This is a genomic window from Acidovorax sp. GW823-FHT05D11 (genome assembly GCF_058795695.1).
In genome coordinates, this window is sequence record NZ_CM179502.1 from 1,272,585 (window position 1) to 1,293,535 (window position 20,951).

At 68.4% G+C, this 20,951-nt stretch carries 21 protein-coding genes; 13 read left to right on the forward strand and 8 right to left on the reverse strand.

Going from position 1 to position 20,951, the window contains the following annotated elements; all coding sequences use genetic code 11:
• Window positions 1-43: 43 nt before the first annotated feature.
• From AC3RCE_RS05830 to nudB, 5 genes are all read left to right on the forward strand, one after another.
• Complete coding sequence (locus AC3RCE_RS05830; RefSeq protein ID WP_492254706.1) at window positions 44-388, forward strand: FmdB family zinc ribbon protein; 345 nt, start codon at window positions 44-46, stop codon at window positions 386-388.
• An 8-nt stretch (window positions 389-396) separates the two neighbouring features.
• Complete coding sequence (locus AC3RCE_RS05835) at window positions 397-1,017, forward strand: DUF502 domain-containing protein (protein WP_218293504.1); 621 nt, start codon at window positions 397-399, stop codon at window positions 1,015-1,017.
• A gap of 43 nt (window positions 1,018-1,060) precedes the next feature.
• Window positions 1,061-2,863, forward strand: coding sequence for an aspartate--tRNA ligase (aspS, locus tag AC3RCE_RS05840; RefSeq protein WP_218341531.1), 1,803 nt, complete (start codon window positions 1,061-1,063; stop codon window positions 2,861-2,863).
• 136 nt (window positions 2,864-2,999) lie between these two features.
• Window positions 3,000-3,818 carry a CsgG/HfaB family protein gene (locus AC3RCE_RS05845; protein ID WP_370627873.1) on the forward strand — a complete coding sequence of 273 codons (819 nt, stop codon included), beginning with the start codon at window positions 3,000-3,002 and terminating at the stop codon, window positions 3,816-3,818.
• Window positions 3,819-3,828: 10 nt separating this feature from the next.
• The gene (gene nudB / locus AC3RCE_RS05850; protein WP_218293507.1) at window positions 3,829-4,299 is read left to right on the forward strand and encodes a dihydroneopterin triphosphate diphosphatase; all 471 of its coding nucleotides are present in this window, start codon (window positions 3,829-3,831) and stop codon (window positions 4,297-4,299) included.
• A gap of 72 nt (window positions 4,300-4,371) precedes the next feature.
• On the opposite strand, the gene AC3RCE_RS05855 is transcribed toward nudB, so the two are convergent.
• Entirely contained in the window at window positions 4,372-6,117 is a 1,746-nt protein-coding gene (locus AC3RCE_RS05855) for a response regulator (RefSeq protein ID WP_492254707.1), read from the reverse strand.
• Window positions 6,118-6,236: 119 nt separating this feature from the next.
• Here AC3RCE_RS05855 and AC3RCE_RS05860 point away from each other — a divergent pair, with 119 nt between their 5' ends.
• The 8 genes from AC3RCE_RS05860 (at window position 6,237) to AC3RCE_RS05895 (ending at window position 12,687) form a co-directional block, all read left to right on the forward strand.
• A complete protein-coding gene (locus AC3RCE_RS05860) occupies window positions 6,237-6,974 on the forward strand; it encodes an endonuclease/exonuclease/phosphatase family protein (RefSeq protein ID WP_218293509.1) in 738 nt (245 codons plus the stop codon).
• Between the two features lie 73 nt (window positions 6,975-7,047).
• Window positions 7,048-8,286, forward strand: coding sequence for a cardiolipin synthase ClsB (clsB, locus tag AC3RCE_RS05865; protein ID WP_218293510.1), 1,239 nt, complete (start codon window positions 7,048-7,050; stop codon window positions 8,284-8,286).
• A 206-nt stretch (window positions 8,287-8,492) separates the two neighbouring features.
• Window positions 8,493-9,221, forward strand: a complete 729-nt coding sequence (gene folE, locus AC3RCE_RS05870; RefSeq protein WP_218293511.1) for a GTP cyclohydrolase I — start codon at window positions 8,493-8,495, stop codon at window positions 9,219-9,221.
• Window positions 9,222-9,223: 2 nt separating this feature from the next.
• Window positions 9,224-9,646: a BLUF domain-containing protein gene (locus AC3RCE_RS05875; RefSeq protein WP_010461918.1), complete on the forward strand. Its 423-nt coding sequence runs from the start codon at window positions 9,224-9,226 to the stop codon at window positions 9,644-9,646.
• Between the two features lie 206 nt (window positions 9,647-9,852).
• Window positions 9,853-10,734 (forward strand): EamA family transporter, encoded by an 882-nt coding sequence (locus AC3RCE_RS05880; RefSeq protein ID WP_218293512.1) that lies wholly within the window; start codon window positions 9,853-9,855, stop codon window positions 10,732-10,734.
• Window positions 10,735-10,740: 6 nt separating this feature from the next.
• A complete protein-coding gene (locus AC3RCE_RS05885) occupies window positions 10,741-11,628 on the forward strand; it encodes a DUF429 domain-containing protein (protein ID WP_218341529.1) in 888 nt (295 codons plus the stop codon).
• 38 nt (window positions 11,629-11,666) lie between these two features.
• On the forward strand, window positions 11,667-11,891 hold the full coding sequence (locus AC3RCE_RS05890) for a hypothetical protein (RefSeq protein ID WP_218341528.1): 225 nt from the start codon (window positions 11,667-11,669) through the stop codon (window positions 11,889-11,891).
• Between the two features lie 124 nt (window positions 11,892-12,015).
• Window positions 12,016-12,687: a histidine phosphatase family protein gene (locus tag AC3RCE_RS05895; RefSeq protein WP_218341527.1), complete on the forward strand. Its 672-nt coding sequence runs from the start codon at window positions 12,016-12,018 to the stop codon at window positions 12,685-12,687.
• Between the two features lie 62 nt (window positions 12,688-12,749).
• Here the strand turns inward: AC3RCE_RS05895 and AC3RCE_RS05900 are convergent, their stop codons facing one another.
• From AC3RCE_RS05900 to AC3RCE_RS05930, 7 genes are all read right to left on the reverse strand, one after another.
• Complete coding sequence (locus AC3RCE_RS05900; protein WP_492254708.1) at window positions 12,750-14,105, reverse strand: tetratricopeptide repeat protein; 1,356 nt, start codon at window positions 14,103-14,105, stop codon at window positions 12,750-12,752.
• 24 nt (window positions 14,106-14,129) lie between these two features.
• The gene (locus AC3RCE_RS05905) at window positions 14,130-14,738 is read right to left on the reverse strand and encodes a hypothetical protein (protein WP_218293517.1); all 609 of its coding nucleotides are present in this window, start codon (window positions 14,736-14,738) and stop codon (window positions 14,130-14,132) included.
• 132 nt (window positions 14,739-14,870) lie between these two features.
• A complete protein-coding gene (locus AC3RCE_RS05910) occupies window positions 14,871-16,274 on the reverse strand; it encodes an amidase (RefSeq protein WP_492254709.1) in 1,404 nt (467 codons plus the stop codon).
• 261 nt (window positions 16,275-16,535) lie between these two features.
• Window positions 16,536-18,026: an ABC transporter substrate-binding protein gene (locus AC3RCE_RS05915; protein WP_492254710.1), complete on the reverse strand. Its 1,491-nt coding sequence runs from the start codon at window positions 18,024-18,026 to the stop codon at window positions 16,536-16,538.
• Between the two features lie 103 nt (window positions 18,027-18,129).
• Window positions 18,130-19,005 (reverse strand): ATP-binding cassette domain-containing protein, encoded by an 876-nt coding sequence (locus AC3RCE_RS05920; protein WP_218293520.1) that lies wholly within the window; start codon window positions 19,003-19,005, stop codon window positions 18,130-18,132.
• Entirely contained in the window at window positions 19,002-20,039 is a 1,038-nt protein-coding gene (locus tag AC3RCE_RS05925) for an ABC transporter ATP-binding protein (RefSeq protein ID WP_218341524.1), read from the reverse strand. Before AC3RCE_RS05925 ends, AC3RCE_RS05920 begins: the two co-directional genes overlap by 4 nt.
• Before the next feature lie 30 nt (window positions 20,040-20,069).
• Window positions 20,070-20,948 carry an ABC transporter permease gene (locus tag AC3RCE_RS05930; protein WP_218293522.1) on the reverse strand — a complete coding sequence of 293 codons (879 nt, stop codon included), beginning with the start codon at window positions 20,946-20,948 and terminating at the stop codon, window positions 20,070-20,072.
• Between the last annotated feature and the right edge of the window lie 3 nt (window positions 20,949-20,951).

Consider the following 20,951-nt stretch of genomic DNA (forward strand, 5'->3'; position numbering starts at 1 on the left):
CGCCTATAATTGAGGGTTTTGCACTTTCCCTCAACACTCTGACATGCCTATCTACGCCTACAAATGCGGCTCCTGCGGCCATGCCAAGGATGTGCTGCAAAAAATCTCCGACGCGCCCCTGACGGTCTGCCCCGCCTGCGGCGCGCAGGCCTTTTCCAAGCAGGTGACCGCGGCGGGTTTCCAGCTCAAGGGCTCCGGCTGGTATGTGACGGATTTCCGCGGCGGCAACGGCGGGAATTCCGCCCCCGCCACCGAGGCCAAGCCGGAGTCGAAGTCCGACGCGCCCGCTCCCGCCAGCACCGGAGATGCTCCTAAAAAAGAAGCATCCAGCGCAGCTGCACCAAGCGCTGGCGGCGGTTCAAACTCCACAACCCCTTCGTCGAACTGAGTACCTTCATGGCTGCCTTGCGCAAATGGCTGTTGACCGGCCTTCTGGTGATCGTGCCAGGGGTCATCACGGCGTGGGTGCTCAACTGGATCGTGAGCACGCTCGACCAGACCCTGCAGATCCTGCCGGGCGCATGGCACCCCGACAAGCTGCTGGGAATCCACATTCCCGGCTTCGGCGTGGTCCTCACGCTGCTCATCCTGCTGGTGGTGGGCGCCATCGCCAGCAACTTCGCGGGCCGCAAGCTCGTGCAGTGGGGCGATGCCCTGGTGCACCGCATCCCGGTCGTGCGCTCCATCTACTCCAGCGTCAAGCAGGTGTCGGACACGCTGTTCTCCGAAAGCGGCAACGCGTTTCGCAAGGCCGTGCTGGTGCAGTGGCCGCGCGAGGGCGTCTGGACCGTGGCCTTCGTCACCGGGGCGCCCAACGGCGAGGTGGCGGCCTACCTGCGCGACGAATTCGTGAGCGTGTACGTGCCCACCACGCCCAATCCCACGGGCGGGTATTTCGTGATGCTGCGCAAGAGCGACTGCGTCGAGCTCGACATGAGCGTGGACGCCGCCCTCAAATACATTGTTTCGATGGGCGTGGTCGCTCCGGCGGACCCGACGCTCGTTTCATCCAAGTAAGTAATCCCCTTAACGCGCCCCCTGGGCGCCGGAAGTTTCTGCCATGGCCATGCGTTCCCACTATTGCGGTCTTGTGACCGAAGCCCTGATGGGCCAAACCGTCACCCTGTCGGGCTGGGTGAACCGTCGCCGCGACCATGGCGGCGTGATCTTCATCGACCTGCGCGACCGCGAAGGCTACGTGCAGGTGGTGTGCGACCCCGACCGCGCCGAGATGTTCAAGACCGCCGAAGATGTGCGCAACGAGTTCTGCGTGCAGGTCAAGGGGCTGGTGCGCCCCCGTCCCGACGGCACCACCAACGACAAGCTCAAGAGCGGCCAGATCGAAGTGCTGTGCCACGAGCTGAACGTGCTCAACCCCTCGGTCACGCCTCCGTTCCAGATGGACGACGAGAACCTGTCCGAGACCACCCGCCTCACGCACCGCGTGATGGACCTGCGCCGCCCGCACATGCAGCGCAACATGATGCTGCGCTACAAGACGGCCATCCAGGTGCGCAACTTCCTGGACAAGGAAGGCTTCATCGACATCGAGACGCCCATGCTGGGCAAGAGCACGCCCGAAGGCGCGCGCGATTACCTGGTCCCGAGCCGCGTGCACGATGGCCAGTTCTTCGCGCTGCCCCAGTCGCCCCAGCTGTACAAGCAGATGCTGATGGTGGCCGGCTATGACCGCTACTACCAGATCACCAAGTGCTTCCGCGACGAAGACCTGCGCGCCGACCGCCAGCCCGAGTTCACGCAGATCGACTGCGAGACCTCGTTCCTGGGCGAGGAAGAGATCCGCGCGATCTTCCAGCGCATGATCGCCGAGGTGTTCCAGACCCAGCTGGGCGTGGACCTGGGCGAGTTCCCCATCATGACCTACCAGGAGGCGGCTTTCCGCTTCGGCTCCGACAAGCCCGACCTGCGCGTGAAGCTCGAATTCACCGAGCTGACCGAAGTGATGAAGGACGTGGACTTCAAGGTGTTCTCCGCGCCCGCCACCACCAAGGGTGGCCGCGTGGTGGCCCTGCGCGTGCCGGGCGGCGCGCAGATCTCGCGCGGCGAGATCGACGCGTACACCGAGTTCGTGAAGATCTACGGCGCCAAGGGCCTGGCCTGGATCAAGGTCAACGAGGTGGCCAACGGCCGCGAAGGTTTGCAGTCCCCCATCGTCAAGAACCTGCACGACGCAGCCATCGCCGAGATCTTGAAGCGCACCGGCGCCCAGGATGGCGACCTGCTGTTCTTCGGTGCCGACAAGGAAAAGATCGTCAACGACTCCATCGGCGCACTGCGCCTGAAGGTCGGCCACAGCGACTTTGGCAAGAAGAACGGCCTGTTCGAAAGCCGTTGGGCACCGCTGTGGGTGGTGGACTTTCCGATGTTCGAGCATGACGAAGAGAACGACCGCTGGGCCGCCGTGCACCACCCCTTCACGTCGCCCAAGGATGGCCATGAGGACCTGATGGACACGGACCCTGGCAAGTGCATCGCCAAGGCCTACGACATGGTGCTCAACGGCTGGGAGCTGGGTGGCGGCTCGGTGCGTATCCACCGCGCCGATGTGCAAAAGAAGGTGTTCGATGCCCTCAAGATCACGCCCGAAGACGCACAGGCCAAGTTCGGCTACCTGCTGGACGCGCTGCAGTACGGCGCGCCTCCGCATGGTGGCCTCGCCTTCGGCCTGGACCGCCTGATCACGCTGATGACCGGTGCCGAGTCGATCCGCGACGTGATCGCCTTCCCCAAGACCCAGCGTGCGCAGGACCTGCTGACGCAGGCGCCTTCGCCGGTGGACGAAAAGCAGTTGCGCGAGCTGCACATCCGCCTGCGCAACCCCGACGCCATCAAGGCGGCCTGATCCGGGGCATCCGCCAGATCGATCCCGCAGATGCACTCCGGCGGCATCGCACCACAAAGCGGCAGGGGCCTCGGCCCCATGCCGCTTTTTTCTTGGCTGGTTCCCCAGCGTTGAAAGGAAGCCTTCCATGCGTTCCATGACGATCCCGGCCCTGCTGGCAGGGGTGTTGCTGCTGGCCCTGGCGGGCTGCGGCGAAAAGAAGACCGAACTGGGCCAGGGCGGCTCGGTGGTCACCGGTTCGGCCGGGCCCCAGGGCGCGCAGAACGCCGCCCGCGAGCTGGTCCGCTGCGAAGCACCCGTGGCCACGCTGGCGCTGGCCGAGAACCCCAACGGCTACACCGTGGGTTCGGGCTACCACCTGCCGGCATCCCCCGTGCCCCTGGTCAAGCTGCTGGCGCAGCAAAGCGGCTGCTTTCGGGTGGTGGACCGCTCGGCCGGCCTGCGCGGCACCATCCAGGAGCAGGACCTGAAGGACTCCGGCATCCTGCGCAAGAACAACTCCACCGTGGCCAAGGGCAAGGGCTATGAGGCGCAGTACACGCTCACCCCCAGCCTGACCTTCAGCGAGCAGGATGCGGGGCGCGGCCTGGCCGGGGTGATCGCGATGATTCCGGTGCTGCGCGACATTGCCGGCCTGGCCGGTCTGGTGGAGCAGGTCAAGTTCAAGGAGGCGCAGACGGCCCTGCTGCTGTCCGACAACGAAACCACCGAGCAGGTGGCCGCGGCCACCGGGGCGGCACGCACCACCGACCTGGGGGTGGGCGGGCTCGTGTTCGGCAAGCTCGGTGGCGCGGCGGGGGCGGGCTGGAGCAATACCAACGAGGGCAAGGTCATCGCCGCGGCGTTCCTGGATGCGCACAACCAGCTGGTGGTGCAGGTGCGTGCGCTGCAGGCCAAGGAATTGCCCCCGCCCGTGCCCACCACCGCCGCCGCCACGCGCTCCAGGGGCGGGTGAGGAGGGCGCCATGGTGGCAGCGCAGCGGCCCTGCAAGCTCCCGGAGTCGGTGCTGGTGGTGATCCACACCCCGGCGCTGGAGGTGCTGCTGATTCGCCGCGTGGGCGGCGAGGGGCACTGGCAGTCCGTCACCGGCAGCAAGGACCGCCTGGAGGAGCCTTTTGAGGAGACGGCCCGCCGCGAGGTGGCGGAGGAAACCGGCATCGATGCGCGGTCACCCGGCTGCGTGCTGACCGATTGGGCGCTGGAGAACGTCTACGACATCTGGCCGCAGTGGCTGTACCGCTACGCGCCCGGCGTGGTGCGCAACCGGGAGCGTGTGTTCGGGCTGCGCGTGCCTTCAGGCACCCCGGTCGTGCTCAGCCCGCGCGAGCACGATGCGTTCCGGTGGCTACCCTGGCAGGCCGCCGCGGACGCCTGTTTTTCCGCGTCGAACGCCGAAGCCTGCCTGCTGTTGCCCCGGTTCGCCGGGCAGGCCTGAGGCTGGGGGGGCGCCAGGCGCGTCGCCGATGGCACCGGAGGGGCGTCCGTCCAGCGGCGCGTCCCCGGGTTTTCAGACCGGCCGCAGGCGCAGCGCGGCTGCGGGGTCGGGAGGCTCGGCGGGGTCGGGGGCCAGGCTGTCCTGGGGCGGCGACGGGATGCGGGTGGGCTCATCGCCGCCGCCGCGCACGCGCAGCACCACGCCGCCGGGCCGGCGTTCGCTGTCCTGCCCCAGGATCGCCCGCGTGGGCGCGGTGCCCACACGCGTGCGCAGCGCGTCGATGGCGTCCTGCAGAGTTTCGGGCGAGGCCATGCGCGCGCGGTGGCGCAGCAGCACCTGCTGGGACATGTCCACCAGCTTGGAGTTGAGCGTGTGCCCGGCCTGCAGCAGCAGGTGGTTCACGGCGCCCGCCGGGTCGCCGGCCAGGCTTTGTGCCATGGCGGCCTCGGCGGTCTTGTTGATCTGCACGAGGCAGTCGCGCACCATCTCCCCGTAAGGTGCGTGCAGGCCGCAGGCGTTGGCCAGCAGCTCGGTCAGGCCCCGTGTGTTGGCGTAGCGCATGCCCAGCGCGCGCACCCAGCCCTCGCCCTCGGACAGGTCGATCGAGGTGACCGCGAGCACGGCCAGCAGGCTGCCCAGGTTGCACGCGGCCTCGAAGTCGAAGCCGCTGGAGGTGATCTCGCCGGCCATGCCGCGCACGGATTCCACGGCCTGCGAGAACTGGCGCTGCTGGATGAGCTGCAGCGTGCGCGCCACCGCCGCGAAACGCCGGATGCGGGCGCTGGACTCGTGCCGCTCCAGGATGCGGCCAAAGTCGGCCATGCAGCGCTCGATGCCCTTGCGGTCGTTGTCGGCGAAGTACGAGAACGTGAGCAGCACCAGCGACTGGAAGTCGAACAGCTTGGAGTCGATGCCCAGCACGGCCGCCCGTGCCAGCACCTTGGTGGCGGTTTCGCGGTCGCCCATGTAGTACGACATCATCCCCAGCTTCTGCAGCCGCACCACCGAATCCGGCGTGAGGCCGCTGGCCGTGCGGTAGGTCTCGATGGCCTGCGAGAAGTTGCCCAGTTCCACCTGCGCGCGGCCCAGCACGTCGTAGGCGTCGGCGAAGGAGGCGTCCTCGCCGATCAGCTCCTGCAGCGTGGTGATGGCCCGCGCCGCCTGCCCGGATTCGATCTGCGCGCGTGCCACCCCGAGCTTGGCCCAGGGCAGGGCGCGGGCGGCGATCACGGCCTCGAACAGCGTGCGGGCCTCGTCGTGGCGGGACAGGCGCAGCAGCAGTTCGGAGCCGATGCGCGCGGCATACAGCCAGTAGGGCTGGCGCGATTCGAAGCGCTCCACGCACAGCTGCGCGGCTCGCTCGAAATCCTCGGCCTCGATGGCGTCGAAGATCGGGCGCAGATGGATCTTGCGCAGGCGCGCCAGGCTCAGGCGCTCGAAGAGCGCGCTGGGCGTGAAGGGCTTGAGCAGATAGCCGTCGAGCGCGGACTCGGCGGCCTCGGCCACGGCGGCGTACGAGGCCTCGGACGTGACCATGAAGAACACGGTGGAGAAGGGCAACAGCTGCGCGCGCCGCAGGTCGTCCAGCAGGGTCTGGCCCGAATAGCCCGATTCGCCGAAATACTGCTCGCACAGCACGTAGTCGAACACCGTGTGCTCCAGCCGGCTGCGCGCATCCTGCACCCGGGTGCACTGCACGATGCGGGTCACGCCGTACTCGCGCAACTGGCCCACGAGGATGCTGCGGGAAGTGGCATTGCTGTCGACGATCAGCGCCAGCACCGCAGGCGCGGCGGATGGGTCGTTCTCGGTAGCCATCAGGGTGTGTGCCGGCCCGCCATGGCGGGGGAGTGGAGTGCAACCAAGTGTAAGCCGCCGCCGCGGCTTTCAGCGTCGGGCAAACCCGCAGCCAGCGCGGCTTGCGACACAATCAGGACATGGAACACGACGATATTCTGCGGGTGGCCACCTACAACATTCACAAGGGCGTGCAGGGCATCGGGCCCGCGCGCCGGCTGGAGATCCACAACCTGGGCCTGGCGGTGGAGCAGCTCGACGCCGACATCGTCTGCCTGCAGGAGGTGCGCAAGCTCCACCGGCGCGAGGCGACCTATTTTCAGCGCTGGCCCGAACTGCCCCAGGCCGAGTTCCTCGCGCCCGAGGGCTACGAGGCCGTGTACCGCACCAACGCCACCACCAAACACGGAGAACATGGCAACGCCCTGCTGTCGCGCTGGCCCGTGATCGGGCACCAGCACGAAGACATCTCGGACCACCGCTTCGAGCAGCGCGGGCTCTTGCATGTCGAGGTGGATGCCCACGGGCGGCGCATCCACGTGATCGTGGTGCATCTGGGGCTCATTCCCGGCAGCCGCATCCGCCAGATCGAACGCCTGCAGCGCTTCATCGAGCGCGAGGTGCCGTCCGGCGCGCCCGTCGTGGTGGCCGGGGACTTCAATGACTGGGGCCAGCAGGTCAAGCGCATGCTGGCCGGCTTTGCGCTGCACGAGTTCGACGCGCCGCGCACCTTCACCTACCCGGCGCGGCTGCCGCTGGCGCAGCTGGACCATGTGTACGTGCGCGGCCTCACGCCGCTGTCGCTGCATGTGCCGCGCGGCCGCATCTGGTGGCGCATGTCCGACCACCTCCCGCTGATCGCCGAGTTCAGGCTATGACCCCCGTTGTGCCGTTCGCGGCGCCTTCCTCCCTGGAAGGGGCGACGCCCCCGCCGGGCGACGGGCTTCCGAAATGAGAAGAAAGCCTTTCGCGCGGGCCCATGGGGCAGGATTTTCCGACGACCACCAGGTGCGCCTGCTGCAAGGGGCCGAGGAGCTTTTTCCCGCGCTGATCCAGGCCATGGACGCCGCCCTGTCGGACATCCAGTTCGAGACCTACATCTTCGACTTCACCGGCGCGGGCGCCGCCGTGGCTGAGGCCCTGATGCGCGCGGCGCAGCGCGGCGTGCGCACGCAGCTGGTGGTGGATGGCGTGGGCACGGGCGCCTTGCCCCACGGCTGGGCGCAGCGCCTGCAGGCGGCCGGCGTGCAGTACCGCGTGTATTCGCCGCTCGGCCCCCTGGGCCTGCTGCTGCCACACCGGTGGCGGCGGCTGCACCGCAAGCTGTGCGTGGTGGACGGCTGCATGCTGTTTTGCGGCGGCATCAACGTGCTGGACGACTTCCACGACCCCAACCACGGCGCGCTGGAGGCGCCGCGCTTTGACTTCGCGGTGCAGGCCACGGGCAGCCTGGTGGCATCGGCCAGCGAGACCATGGACCAGCTGTGGTGGCGCATGCAGGCGGTGCGCGACGCGCGCCAGCGCCGCCTGCCCGAGGCCCTGCAGGCCTTGCGCGCCGCCAGCGCGGCCAAGCATGCGCTGCAGGCCGCCGAGGCCGGCCCGCCCATGCGCGCCGCGCTGGTGCTGCGCGACAACGTGCGCAACCGCAGCCGCATCGAAAAGGCCTACCGCCGCGCCATCGGCGCCGCGCGGCACGAAGTCATCATCGCCAACGCCTATTTCATGCCCGGCGGCAAGCTGCGCCGCGCGCTGGTGATGGCGGCGCGCCGGGGCGTGCGGGTGCGCCTGCTGCTGCAAGGGCGCTACGAGTACTTCATGCAGTACCACGCGGCACGGCCCGTGTATGGCGCGCTGCTGGAGGCGGGGGTGGAGATCCACGAATACGCGCCCAGCTTCCTGCACGCCAAGGTGGCCGTGATCGACGCGATGGGCGACAGGCCCTGGGCCACGGTGGGCTCGTCCAACCTCGACCCCTTGAGCCTGCTGCTGGCGCGCGAGGCCAATGTGGTGGTGGAGGACGCCGCCTTTGCCACCGACCTGCGCCAGCGCCTGGTGCATGCGATGCAGCATGCCGGCCGGCGCATGGACCCGGCGCGCTACGCGGGCCGCCCGCTGCGCCAGCGCGTGCTGGACCGCATTGCCTTCGGCCTCATGCGGCTGGCGCTGTGGATCACCGGAAAAAGCTATTGAACCGCCCTGAGCGGCTGCGCCGCTTTCCCCCGGGGGACGCCACCCCGTGGCCCGGCAAAGCCGCTTCCACGGTGGCACTGGCGTGGGGCGGCGCCCTTGACAAGTATTGCTATGAATAGCATAGCTGCTGGCGCTTTACCATCAAGCGGTGGAGGCCCAAAACCTTTGAAATCTGCGGTGTGTCAATCGCTGTTACGATTCTGACCATGTCCAGCCAACCCGCCGCCGATATGACGTCCACCCCGCCGGATGATGAAGGCACGCCTGTCTCCGTCAAGATCCGAGAGCGCCTTGCCGCTGCCCGCAAGCGTTTTCATGCCAATGACAACATCGCCGAGTTCATCGAGCCCGGCGAGCTGGAGAAGCTGCTCGACGAGGTCGAGGTCAAGATGCAGGGCGTGCTCGACAGCATGGTGATCAACACCGAAGGCGACCACAACACCAACAACACCGCGCGCCGCGTGGCCAAGATGTACCTCAACGAGGTGTTCAAGGGCCGCTACGTGGCGCAGCCGGCCATCACGGAATTCCCGAACGCCGAGCACCTGAACGAGCTCATGATCGTGGGCCCCATCACCGTGCGCAGCGCCTGCAGCCACCATTTCTGCCCGGTGATCGGCAAGATCTGGATCGGCGTGATGCCCAACGAACACACCAACGTGATCGGCCTGTCCAAGTACGCGCGTCTGGTGGACTGGGTCATGGGCCGCCCGCAGATCCAGGAAGAGGCCGTGGTGCAGCTGGCCGACCTCATCATGGAAAAGACCCAGCCCGACGGCCTGGCCATCGTGATGGAGGCCAGCCACTTCTGCATGTCCTGGCGCGGCGTGCGCGAGATGGACAGCAAGATGATCAACTCCGTGATGCGTGGCGTGTTCCTCAAAGATTCGGCGCTGCGCCGCGAATTTCTGTCCCTCATCCCTGGAAGGAACTGACCATGCTCGTACGCCTGCTCTATGCCAGCCGCGCGGTGGACACTTCGCCCGCCGCCATCGAAGCCATCCTGACGCAGTCGCGCCAGCACAACCCGGGCTGCGGCATCACCGGGGTGCTGTGCTACGGCGGCGGCGTGTTCCTTCAGGCCATCGAAGGCGGGCGCTCCGCGGTGAGCGACCTGTACGGCCACATCCAGAAAGACCCGCGCCACAAGAACGTGGAGCTGCTGCACTACGAAGAAATCGCCGAACGCCGCTTCGGTGGCTGGACCATGGGGCAGGTGAACCTGTCCAAGATCAACCACTCCATCCTGCTCAAGTACTCGGAGAAGCCCGAGCTGGACCCCTATGCCGTGTCGGGCAAGGTGTCGTTCGCGCTGCTCGAAGAACTGATGGCCACGGCCTCCATCATCGGCAGAGCCTGAAAGGCGGGGTGTTTTGCTGCTGCGCGGCCACACCCCGGGCCTGCGGTACTCGCCGCACGGGAGTGGGGCTGCGTTCCTCCACCCAGGCTGAGACCGCTCGCTACGCAAGTCACCCCACTTTTCGCTGATGCTCTGGCCTCGTTGTTTCGGCCGCAGCCCACCCGGTTCTGCGGCTTTTTGCATTCAGGCCGCTCTTCTTCTCATCCGTGACCCTTACCGCCTTCGCCCTCATCATCCTTGCCGGCCTCATCCACGCGTGCTGGAACATCGTGGCCAAGAAGGCCGGGGGCGATTCGCGGTTCGCGTTCTTCACCTCGGTGATCATGATGGTCATCTGGGCGCCGTTGGGCTGGTACCTGGGGCGCGATGCCGTGCCGCTGTGGGGGGCCACGGAGTGGGCCTTCGTCGCGGCCAGCGGGCTGCTGCACGTGGGCTACTTCGTCATCCTGCTGCGCGGCTACAGCAAGGCCGATCTCACCGTCGTTTACCCGCTGGCGCGCGGTTCCGGGCCGCTGCTGTCGTCTCTGGTGGCGGTGACGGTCCTGGGCGAGCGCATCTCGGCGCTGGGCGTGGCCGGCATCGCCGGCGTGGTGGGCGGGGTGTTCCTGATCGCGGGCGGCCCGGGCCTGCTGCGCGCCGCGCACGACCCTGCCGCCCGGGCGCGCGTGCACAAGGGCATGCTCTACGGCCTGCTCACGGGCGCCTTCATCGCCAGCTACACCGTGGTGGATGGCTATGCGGTCAAGATCCTGCTGATGTCCCCCATCCTCGTGGACTACATGGGCAACTTCGTGCGCGTGGGCTTGCTCGCGCCCGTGGTGCTGCGCGACCTGCCCACGGCCCGTGCGCTGTGGCTGGCGCAGTGGCGCTTCGCGCTGCTGGTGGCGGCGGTGAGCCCCGTGGCCTACGTGCTGGTGCTGTACGCGATGCGCGAGGCGCCCATGTCCCACGTGGCGCCCGCGCGCGAGGTGTCCATGCTGTTCGCGGCGCTCATCGGCGGCCACCTGCTGGGCGAGGGCGACCGCGTGGCGCGCATTTTTGGCGCGCTGTGCATTGCCGCGGGTGTCACCGCCCTGGCGCTGGGGTAGGCCGTCATGGCGGAGCCCATCCGTCCCCTGCTGCTGGGCTGCGATTTCTCCAGCAGCCCCACGCGGCGCAAGCCCGTCGTGCTGGCGCTGGGCCAGCGCCAGGGCGCGCGGGTACAGCTGGCCGCGCTGGAGCGCTTTGACACGCTGGCCGCGCTGGGCGATTGGCTCGCCCGGCCGGGCGATTGGGTGGGCGGCTTCGACCTGCCCTTCGGCCTGCCGCGCGAGCTGGTGCGGGCGCTGGGCTGGCCGGTGCAGTGGCGCGCCTGCATGCAGCACTACCGCGGCCTCAGCCGCGCGCAGATCCGCGACCAGTTCGCCGCGTTCTGCGACGCACGCCCCGTGGGCGGCAAGTTCGCGCACCGCGCCACCGACGGGCCCGCGGGCTCCAGCCCGTCGATGAAATGGGTGAACCCGCCCGTGGCCTACATGCTGCACGCGGGGCTGCCGCTGCTGCTGGACGCCGGTGTCCACCTGCCGGGCCTGCACGGCGGAGACCCGCGCCGCGTGGCGCTGGAAGCCTACCCGGGGCTGCTGGCGCGCGAAGTGCTGCAGCGGCGCAGCTACAAGAGCGACGACCGCGCCAAGCACACGCCCGACCGGCTCATTGCCCGCAAGGACCTCGTGAATGCGCTGGAGATGGGCCAGACCCGGCTGGGCCTGCGCCTGAAGCTCAGCCACGCGCAGCGCGATGTGCTGGTGGACGACGCGAGCGGCGACAGCCTGGACGCCGTGCTGTGCCTGCTGCAGGCCGCCTGGGCCCAGCAGCGCCATGCAGAGGGCGACGCGCTCTACGGCCTGCCGCCCGGGCTGGACCCGCTCGAAGGCTGGATCGTGACCGCCGATGCCGCCGATATTGCCGCTTTTCCGGGCATCGGTCCGGCGCACGGTGCGTAGCATGGGCGGAACCCACGCCTGATATCTTCACCACCCCCATGCCGGTTGTCGCCCGCTCCCTGCTTGCCCTCGCCCTGCTGGCACCGCTGATGCCGCCCGCACAGGCCGCCCCCGCGCCCTGGTACTACTGGCGCAGCATGGTGGATGGCGCACGCGTCTGCGCGCAAGCCTCGCCGGGCCATGGCTGGCAGCGCGACAGCGCCGCCTACGAAGGCCCTGGCTGCCAGCCGCGCCGCAAAGTGCTCATCGTGCCCATGCGGTGACGTGCCGCACGGTGGGTGGTGGACAGGCTGCTGTTATAAAAAACATAGCTATCAGCGCTTGTTGCATAAGCGCTAGCAGTCAAAAGTGCTTGCAATCATGTGCATGCATTCGATAATGGCATGCATGACTGAATTGATTCTGATCCGCCACGGCGAGACCGACTGGAACCGCGAACTGCGCTTCCAGGGCCACGTGGATGTCCCCCTCAACGCCACCGGCCACGAACAGGCCCGCCGCCTCGCCGAACGCCTGGCCGCGGAACAGATCGTGGTGGACCACCTGGTCTGCAGCGACCTCATCCGCACGCAGCAGACCGCCACGCCCAGCCTGCAGGTGCTGTTCCCGGAACTGCGCATCGACACCCTCACCGACAGCAGCCTGCGCGAGCAGAGCTTCGGCGTGGTGGACGGCAAGCGCGTGGACGACATCAAGATCGAACACGCCGATGCCTGGACCCAGTGGCTGCGCTTCGAAGCCGACTACGGCATGCCCGGCGGCGAGACCACGCGCCAGTTCCACACCCGCGTGATGGACGCCGTGCGCCGCATCGCGCAGCAGTACCAGGGCCGCAAAGTCATGGTTGTGACCCACGGCGGCGTGCTCGACATGATCTGGCGCACCGCCCGCGGCACGGGCCTGGACGGCCCGCGCCAGAGCGACATCCCCAACGCCGGCCTGAACCGTGTGCGGGTGGATGGCGATGTGGTGGAGGTGCTGGACTGGGCCGACGTGCGGCACCTGGCGGACCTGCCGGCGCAGCCGGTGTATGACCAGACGAAGCTGCTGGTGAGATAGCCTGGCGGCAGGCACAGGGGAGGGCGGGCCGCGCCCGCGCCTGCTTCTATCGCCGGGCTCCGCTATCCCTGGTGCGGCAGCAGCAGCCCCAGGGCGCCATTGACCACCTCCACCTGCCGTGCGAGCCGCACCGACTCCGGCTGCGCATTGGCCATCGGCTGCAGCAGGTTCTGCACCGCCGCCCACTGCCCGTTGCGCTGCAGCGCATCCAGCCAGATCTGGTGGAACAAATCCCGCTGCGCGTGGCTGCCGCCGATCTCCAGCAGCCGTGGCAATGCCAGGCCCAGCTGCTCCGCCGCCGTGGCCCAGTCGCCTTGCGCATGCGCCAGCAGGCCGCGCGCGGCGGGCTCGCACACCTGCTTCCACACGGTGCGTTCATGTGCCTCGGTGCGCGTGGCGGCGTGGGCCTCGATGTTGTGCAGCAGCGTGCGTGCCGCCTCCGTGCGGCCCGCGCGGGCCAGGCCGTAGAGATACTGCAGGTCCAGGAACGGCAGTACATGGTCGGCCAGGCGCAGTGCCAGGTGGCCGGCCACGTCGGCCCAGCGGTGGCCCACATCCACGCCCGCCAGTTCCAGCCGCGCCAGCAGCGAGACGGCGTTGATCTGGTCCTGCGTGTATTCCTTGACCACGCCCCACACCTGGCTGTCGTACAGCGCCAGCACCTCGGCGTGCCGGTCCTGCTCCAGCAGGAAGAGTGCCTGGTGCCACCAGTTGTGCGTGACCATGAAGGAGTTGAGCCCCGTCCAGGTGTCGCTCACGCCGGCCATGAAGTCCGCGCCTTCGCCGATGCGCCCCTGTGTCAGCATCACGTGTGCAAGGGCATGGTGGGCCCAGGGTTCCTTGCGGCACAGGCGCACCGCATGGCGCGCGGCGGCTTCCGCTTCGGTGAGCCGGTGGCACTGCTCCCAGCCAAAGGCCAGCATGCCGTGCAGGTAGGGCACGTCGGCGGCCGCGGGCAGGGCCTGCAGCGCCAGGCGCAGCATGCCGGGTGAGTCGCCGCGGTTGAACAAGTGGTATTGGCCGAGCTTGAGGGAGGCCAGGTCGCGCGGGAACAGGCGGGCCTGCTCCTCGTGCAGCGCGATGGCGCGCGGCAGGTCGCCATGAACCCAGGCGGCGACGGCGGCCACGAAGCGCTGTTCGCGCTCGCTCGCCGCAGGGGCATGGGCGAGCGCCCGGTCGATGAAGGGGCGTGCGTTGCCCGGCGCCTGCGCCGATTCGGCGAACATGTGCAGTGCCGCGCAGCAGGCCTGCACGATGGCGCTGGGGTCGCCGGCGGCCTGCAGCACGTTCACCGCGCGGGCCTCGCAGGCGATGAAGCCTTCCACGAAGTCATTCAACGCCGCCGCGCTGCCTGGCTCGCGCAGGGTGGCGGTGTTGCCCAGGCTGTCGGTCAGTGCGTGCGTGGCGGTGGATGGCATGGGGGCATTGTTGGGCGGCAGGGCTCAGCCGCCCTTGATCAGCGTCAGATAGGCCTTGCGTGTCTCGGCCGATACGGAGGCCACCAGCTGCTCATGCGGCGTCTGGTGGCGCGCCAGCATGCGGGCCGTGGCAACGGTCTTGGACTTGCAGAACCAGTGGCAGGTGTGCTGCATCAGGAACAGCTCCGCCGTCATCATGTAGGCCCGGTCCTTGGGCGACAGGTGGCTGGTGTTCTGCACCACGTGGGTGATGCCGCGTGCATGGATCGCCAGGGCCCGCCGCATGTCGAAGGTGAACGCCGGCAGGATCTTCTCGGCGAAGGGGATGGCCATCGCGAGGCGGCTGACCCGCGCGTCGGCGTCGCTCACCTTGGCGAAGTCCGCGGCGAAGCGGCTGAACTGCTCGCTCAGCTGCTGTTCGGTGGTGCTCAGCAGGCTCCAGATCTGGCTGCGGCGCTCGTCGGTGCTTTCACCCAGGGCCCGCAGGTAGCCGTCGGTGAGCGCTTCCATCAGCTTTTCGATCTGGTAGTGGGCCAGATGGTTGCCCAGCAGCACGATGCGCTTGCGCTGCTCCTTGGCGTTGAGCATGAAGGTGCCGGTGGCGATGAGGATCGCCAGGATGAGGATGTCCATGCGGTGATTCGTTGAAGTGGTGCGTGTCGTGGTGGCCCGGGGCGCAGGCCAGCCCGGAGGGGGCGCCGCACGCGGGGCGTGCGTGTTGCCAACCCCTAGGTTACCAACATCCACCCCGCCGGGCCCTCGGGGTTAAGCCGCAGGCGGCAGCGGCCAGGCCTTTTGCGGCTCACGGATCAGCTCGAACGCATGGGCCACCTGCAGCACGCCCAGGTCGTCGAAGCGCGCGCCGGCGATCTGCAGGCCGATGGGCAGGCCGCTGGCGGTGTAGCCGCAGTTGACCGAGGCCGCCGGCTGTTCGGACATGTTGAACGGCACGGTGAAGCCGATGTGCTCGAGCGGGCGCAGCGGGTCGTTGGTGGGCGAGGGCAGTTCGGCCTGGAAGGCGGGCATCGGCGCCACGGGCGAGATCACGTAGTCGAACGCGCTGCAGGCCTTGACCGTATTCACGCGCGTGAGGTGGAACTGGTGGCTGGCGTTGAAGACCTCGGTGCCGCTCATGCTGGCGGCGCTGTCGGCCCAGGTGCGGATATAGGGCAGCACCTTGTCGCGCTGCTGCGCGGGCAGGGCCTTCAGGTCGATGTGGGAGCGCATGCGCCAGAAGTGGTCCATGCCGTCGAGCATGGCCTGGGTCATGAAGGGCAGCATGGGCACGATGGTGGCGCCAGCGGCCTCCATCAGGCGGGCTGCGCGTTCCACGGCGGCCTTCACTTCGGGTTCCACCGGCAGGCCGCAGCCCGCGTCCAGCAGCAGGCCGATGCGCAGGCCGCGCAGGCGCTCCACGCCCTTGTTGAACTGGCTCCAGGCGATGTCCTGCGCTGGCAGGCTCATGCTGTCGCGCGCGTCCGGCTGGCTGAGTACCTGCATCATCAGCGCGGCGTCGGCCACCGTGCGGGTCATGGGGCCGGCGGCACGGCCGGTGTAGGGCGGGTCGATCGGGATGCGGCCCAGGCTGGGCTTCAGGCTGAAGATGCCGCACCAGCTGGCGGGCAGGCGCAGCGAGCCGCCGATGTCGGTGCCGATGTGCAGCGGCCCGTAGCCCGCCGCAGCGGCAGCACCGCCACCGGCGCTGGAGCCGCCCGGGCCCTTGCTCACGTCCCAGGGGTTGCGCGACAGTGGGTGGAAGGTCGACAGGCCCGAGGACAGCATGCCGTAGTCGGGCATGGTGGTCTTGGCCACGATGACGGCACCGGCCTCGCGCATGCGGGCGGCGGGCGGCGCATCGGCGGCGGCGGGCACGAGTTCGACAGCGGCGGTGCCCAGGGGGGTCGGGTCGCCTTGCGTCGAGATGTTTTCCTTGATGGTGCTGGGCACGCCGTCGAGCGCGCCCTTGGGCTCGCCACGCAGCCAGCGCGCTTCCGATTCGCGGGCCTGCGCCAGGGCGGCCTCGGGCCGCAGCAGGTAGGTCGCCTTTATGTGGGGCTCCCAGCGCCCGATGTGGGCCAGCACGGCCTGCGTGACCTCGACGGGCGAGAGGCGGCGCGCGCGGTAGGCGGCCAGGAGGTCGTGGGCGGGCAGGTCGTGCAGGGCGGTCATGGTAGAGAGATTTTTGATAAAAAAGGCTGATAACGCTTATGGATAAAGCGCTAGCAGCTATTGTTTCAGGAGCTATCTGCTCCCGAGCGTTTCAGCTATTCATTGCTCGGCGCGCCACCCACAGCCTCTGAAAAGGGCACGGCCCAGGCGCGGGCAGCCGAGCAAGGGCCGCCCCGCAGCGAGGGCTGCGTCCCCCTGCCCACATCGCGCAGCGATGTGAGAGCGGGGGGAAGGCCCGCAGGGCCTCAGGGGGGTGTCTCATCAACTCCAGGACAGCGTGGAGATGTCGTTCACGAACACGGGCATGTCTTTCCACAGGCCCTTGAGGTTCTTGTTGGCCACCGTGATCCACTGGTTGGAGTACAGGAACGCGTGCACCGCATCGTTGGCCAGCAGGCGCTGCGCGTCGCCCAGCAGGCGTGCGCGGTCAGCGGGGCGCGGGGCGTTCTTGATCTGGTTGAACAGCTCGTTGAACTTGGGCGAGTTGTAGGCCCAGTAGTAGTCGGGCTTGGCGAAGTTGCCCAGGTCGAACGGTTCCACGTGCGAGATGATGGTCAGGTCGTAGTTCTTGCTGCCGTAGGTGCCGGACAGCCACTGCGCCCATTCCACGTTCTGGATCTTGGCGATGATGCCGACCTTGGCCAGCTGGGCGGCGACCACCTCGCCGCCCTGGCGGGCGTAGGGCGTGGGCGGCAGCGTCAGGGTCAGCTCCAGCGGTGTCTTGATGCCGGCCTCGGCCAGCAGCTTCTTGGCCTTCTCGGGGTCGTAGGGGTTCACGCCCGTGGTGTCCACGTAGCCGAACGCGCCGGGCACGTAGTGGCTGCCGATGGGCGCGCCATAGCCGTCGCCCGCACCTTCGATCACGGCCTTGCGGTCCACGGCGGCGGCGATGGCGCGGCGCACGCGCACGTCGTCCAGCGGCTTCTTGCCGTTGTTGATCGCCAGGATGGTCTTGGCGCGCGAGCCGCTCACCACCACCTGGAACTTGGGGTTGCCCTTGAACTGCGGCACGCTGCGGGGCGTGACGCGCGGGAACGCATCCACGTCGCCGGCCAGCAGGGCGGCCACCTGGGCGGCGGGGTCGGAGATGAAGCGGAACGTGGCGCGCTTGATCTTGAGCGCCTTGGCATCGCGAAAGCCCTCCCAGGCCGTCAGCACCACGGAGGAGCCCTTGTTCCAGGCCTGCAGCTGGTAGGGGCCGGTGCCCACGGGCTTGTTCGCGTTGGTGTCGGCGCTCTTGGGCTCCACGATGATGGAGGTGGCCTGGCCCAGCACGAACAGCAGGTCGGGGTCGATGTCCTTGTTGAGCAGCACGACGGTGTAGTCGTCCACCACCTGGGTGGTCAGGCCCGCAAAGGTGCGCTTGTCCTTGTTGGTGCTCTTTTCGCCGCCAGCGCGGTCGTAGGAGAACTTCACGGCGGCGGCATTGAAGGGCTCACCATTCTGGAACTTCACGCCACGGCGCAGCTTGAAGGTGTAGGTCTTGAGGTCGGGTGAGACCTCCCAGCTCTCGGCCAGCAGCGGCGACACGCTGCCATCGGCGTTGATCTTGGTGAGCGTCTCGAAGATGTTGTACTGCACGATCTCGGCAATGGCCGAGGCGGCGCCGGCCGTGGGGTCCAGGCCCGGGGGTTCGAGCGTCATGGCCAGCACCACGGCGTCTTTGCGGCCCTGCGCCAGGGCGCCGAGCGAGGTGGACAGGGGCACGGCGGCGATGGCGCCAGTGGCTAGGACGGTACGGCGGTTCAGCATGTTCGGACTCTCCAGACAAAAAAACCAGACGAAAGCCCCGGTGTCATTTCAATTTGTTACCGGGGAGCACAAAAGCTTTTTACACCATCGCGTGCGCATTTGGTTATGCGGTTTTTGCGGTGGCCGTGGCAGCGGCCGCCGCGGCGCGGCGTGCGCGCGCCCGGCCGGGCTGCACCTGCGGCACGGCGCCCACCAGCGACTGGGTGTAGGGGTGCTGCGCGTTGCGGAACAGTTCAGCCGGCGAGCCGCGTTCGACGATGCGGCCCTGGTACAGCACCACGACTTCATCGCACAGATGGTTGACCACCGCCAGGTCGTGGCTGATGAGCATGTACGTGATGCCGAACTCCTGCTGCAGGTCCTGCATGAGGTTCAGCACCTGGGCCTGCACGGACACGTCGAGCGCGCTCACGGGCTCGTCGGCGACGATGAGGCGCGGGCGCGTGATGAGCGCGCGCGCGATGGCGATGCGCTGGCGCTGCCCGCCCGAGAATTCGTGCGGGTACTTGGAGAGGTCGTTGGTGCGCAGGCCCACCTGGGCCAGCACCTGGCCGGCCTGCTCGCGCTGGGCGGCGCGGCTGGTTTCACCCTGGGCCTGCAGGGGCTCGGTCACGATGCGCTCCACCGTCTGGCGCGGATCGAGCGAGCCGTAGGGGTCCTGGAAGACCATCTGGAAGTCGCGTCGCGCATGGCGCAGCTGCTCTGCGGGCAACTGGTGCAGGTTGCGGCCCTGCAGCTCGACGGTCCCGGAGGTCGGCGTGTCCAGCGCCATCACCAGGCGGGCCAGGGTGGATTTGCCCGAGCCCGATTCGCCGACGATGCCCAGGCTGCGGCCTGCAGCCACCGAAAAGCTCACGCCGTTGAGTGCATGCACCTTGCCCGGGGGCTGGAACAGATGTTCCCGCGGCAGCGTGTATTCACGCACCAGGTCTTTCACCTGCAGCAGGGGGGCGTTGGAAAGGGACGCCAGGGGGGTCATGCGGTCACCTCGACAATGTTCACCGCCTGGGCACTCTGGGCCTCGGCGATGGCTTCGCGGCGCAGGCAGCGCACCTCGTGGTCGCCATCGGCATCGGTGGCCACCAGCGTGGCTTCGGGCCGATCGTGGTGGCAGGCATCCACGGTGTAGCTGCAGCGCCCGGCGAAAGGGCAGCCGGCCGGCAGGTCCACGAGTTCCGGCACGGTGCCGGGGATGGTGGACAGGCGCGGGCGCTGGCCAGGTGCATGCACGGCGCCCAGATGGGGCCGTGCCGCGAACAGTCCGCGTGTGTAGGGGTGGGCCATGGCGGAGAAGACCGAAGCGGTGGAGCCGCTCTCGACCACGCTGCCGCCATACATCACCATCATTCGGTCCACGTTCTGCGAGATCACGCCGAGGTCGTGCGAGATGAGGATCAGCGCCATGTTGCGCTCGGCCACGAGGTCGCTGATGAGGTCCAGGATCTGTTGCTGGATGGTCACGTCCAGCGCGGTGGTGGGCTCGTCGGCGATCAGCAGGTCGGGCCCGCAGGCCAAGGCCATCGCAATGGTGATGCGCTGGCGCTGGCCGCCCGAGAACTGGTGGGGGTAGGCATCGAAGCGCTGCGCGGCGTGGGGGATGCCCACGCGGTCGAGCAGCGCCAGGGCCTCCGCGCGCGCGGCCGAAGCGCTCATGCCACGGTGCAGACGCAAGGGCTCGGCCACCTGGCGGCCAATGGTGTGCACGGGGTTCAGGGCTGTCATGGGCTCCTGGAACACCATGCCGATGCGGTTGCCGCGCATCTTGCACATCTGCGCATCGGTGCGGCCCACCAGCTCCTGGCCATCAAAGCGGATGCTGCCCGTGACCTGCGCGCTGTCGGGCAGCAGGCCCATGAGCGACATGGCGGTGATGGACTTGCCGCAGCCCGACTCGCCGATCAGGCCCAGGGTTTCTCCGCGCGCCAGCGAAAAGCTTACGCCGCGCACGGCGTCGGCGGGGCCTCGGTGGGTCTGCAGGCGGATGCGGAGGTTGGAGACTTCTAACAGAGACATCGTGGGATTCTGGTGGTCTGCTTGGCGGGATCAGCGCTTGCGTGAAAGGCGGGGGTCCAGCAGGTCGCGCAGGCCGTCGCCCAGCAGGTTCAGGCCCAGCACGGCCAGCGCGATGGCAACGCCGGGCCACACGGCCAGCAGCGGCGCCTGGAACATCAGGGTCTGTGCCTCGCTGAGCATGCGGCCCCACGAAGGCTGGGGTGGCTGCGTGCCCAGGCCCAGGTAGGAGAGGGCGGCTTCCGCCAGGATGGCGATGGCGAACTGGATGGTGGCCTGCACGATGAGCACCGACAGGATGTTGGGCAGCACATGCTCGAGGGTGATGCGCCAGCCGCCCTTGCCGCAGGCGCGCGAGGCCATGATGTACTCGCGCGACCACACGGCGTTGGCCGAGGCGCGCGTGACGCGCGCGAAGGTGGGGATGTTGAAGATGCCGATGGCGATGATGGAATTGACGATGCCCGCCCCGAACACCGCCGTCATCATGATGGCCGAGAGGATGGCGGGGAACGCGAACGTGAAGTCCGCCAGCCGCATGATCAGTTCTTCCACCCAGCCGCGCTTGGCGGCGGCCAGCAGGCCCAGGGCCGTGCCGATGGTCAGGCCGATGCCCACGGCGATCACGCCCACCAGGATGGAGTTGCGCGCGCCCACCAGCAGCAGCGACGCGACATCGCGCCCGAAGGCATCGGTGCCCAGCCAGTGGGTGCCGGATGGACTCGCCAGCTTGTTGGCCAAGTCCATCTCGTAGGGCGACCAGGGCGTCCAGACGAAGGAGAGCAGCGCAGCAAGGATCAGCAGCGCTGACAACACAGCACCAATGACAAAACTGCGGTGGCGCAGGGCGCGGTGCAGCCAGCCGGGGGCGGAGGGCGTGGAAGAGGAGGGGGTGGACACGGCGGCGCTCATGGG

What these genes read in the sequence shown, in the direction of transcription:
- AC3RCE_RS05830 (WP_492254706.1), top strand. Translation starts at nt 44, where the DNA reads ATGCCTATCTACGCCTACAAATGCGGCTCCTGCGGCCATGCCAAGGAT.
- AC3RCE_RS05835 (WP_218293504.1), top strand. Translation starts at nt 397, where the DNA reads ATGGCTGCCTTGCGCAAATGGCTGTTGACCGGCCTTCTGGTGATCGTG.
- aspS (WP_218341531.1), top strand. Translation starts at nt 1,061, where the DNA reads ATGGCCATGCGTTCCCACTATTGCGGTCTTGTGACCGAAGCCCTGATG.
- AC3RCE_RS05845 (WP_370627873.1), top strand. Translation starts at nt 3,000, where the DNA reads ATGACGATCCCGGCCCTGCTGGCAGGGGTGTTGCTGCTGGCCCTGGCG.
- nudB (WP_218293507.1), top strand. Translation starts at nt 3,829, where the DNA reads ATGGTGGCAGCGCAGCGGCCCTGCAAGCTCCCGGAGTCGGTGCTGGTG.
- AC3RCE_RS05855 (WP_492254707.1), bottom strand. Translation starts at nt 6,117, where the DNA reads ATGGCTACCGAGAACGACCCATCCGCCGCGCCTGCGGTGCTGGCGCTG.
- AC3RCE_RS05860 (WP_218293509.1), top strand. Translation starts at nt 6,237, where the DNA reads ATGGAACACGACGATATTCTGCGGGTGGCCACCTACAACATTCACAAG.
- clsB (WP_218293510.1), top strand. Translation starts at nt 7,048, where the DNA reads ATGAGAAGAAAGCCTTTCGCGCGGGCCCATGGGGCAGGATTTTCCGAC.
- folE (WP_218293511.1), top strand. Translation starts at nt 8,493, where the DNA reads ATGTCCAGCCAACCCGCCGCCGATATGACGTCCACCCCGCCGGATGAT.
- AC3RCE_RS05875 (WP_010461918.1), top strand. Translation starts at nt 9,224, where the DNA reads ATGCTCGTACGCCTGCTCTATGCCAGCCGCGCGGTGGACACTTCGCCC.
- AC3RCE_RS05885 (WP_218341529.1), top strand. Translation starts at nt 10,741, where the DNA reads ATGGCGGAGCCCATCCGTCCCCTGCTGCTGGGCTGCGATTTCTCCAGC.
- AC3RCE_RS05890 (WP_218341528.1), top strand. Translation starts at nt 11,667, where the DNA reads ATGCCGGTTGTCGCCCGCTCCCTGCTTGCCCTCGCCCTGCTGGCACCG.
- AC3RCE_RS05895 (WP_218341527.1), top strand. Translation starts at nt 12,016, where the DNA reads ATGACTGAATTGATTCTGATCCGCCACGGCGAGACCGACTGGAACCGC.
- AC3RCE_RS05900 (WP_492254708.1), bottom strand. Translation starts at nt 14,105, where the DNA reads ATGCCATCCACCGCCACGCACGCACTGACCGACAGCCTGGGCAACACC.
- AC3RCE_RS05905 (WP_218293517.1), bottom strand. Translation starts at nt 14,738, where the DNA reads ATGGACATCCTCATCCTGGCGATCCTCATCGCCACCGGCACCTTCATG.
- AC3RCE_RS05910 (WP_492254709.1), bottom strand. Translation starts at nt 16,274, where the DNA reads ATGACCGCCCTGCACGACCTGCCCGCCCACGACCTCCTGGCCGCCTAC.
- AC3RCE_RS05915 (WP_492254710.1), bottom strand. Translation starts at nt 18,026, where the DNA reads ATGCTGAACCGCCGTACCGTCCTAGCCACTGGCGCCATCGCCGCCGTG.
- AC3RCE_RS05920 (WP_218293520.1), bottom strand. Translation starts at nt 19,005, where the DNA reads ATGACCCCCCTGGCGTCCCTTTCCAACGCCCCCCTGCTGCAGGTGAAA.
- AC3RCE_RS05925 (WP_218341524.1), bottom strand. Translation starts at nt 20,039, where the DNA reads ATGTCTCTGTTAGAAGTCTCCAACCTCCGCATCCGCCTGCAGACCCAC.
- AC3RCE_RS05930 (WP_218293522.1), bottom strand. Translation starts at nt 20,948, where the DNA reads ATGAGCGCCGCCGTGTCCACCCCCTCCTCTTCCACGCCCTCCGCCCCC.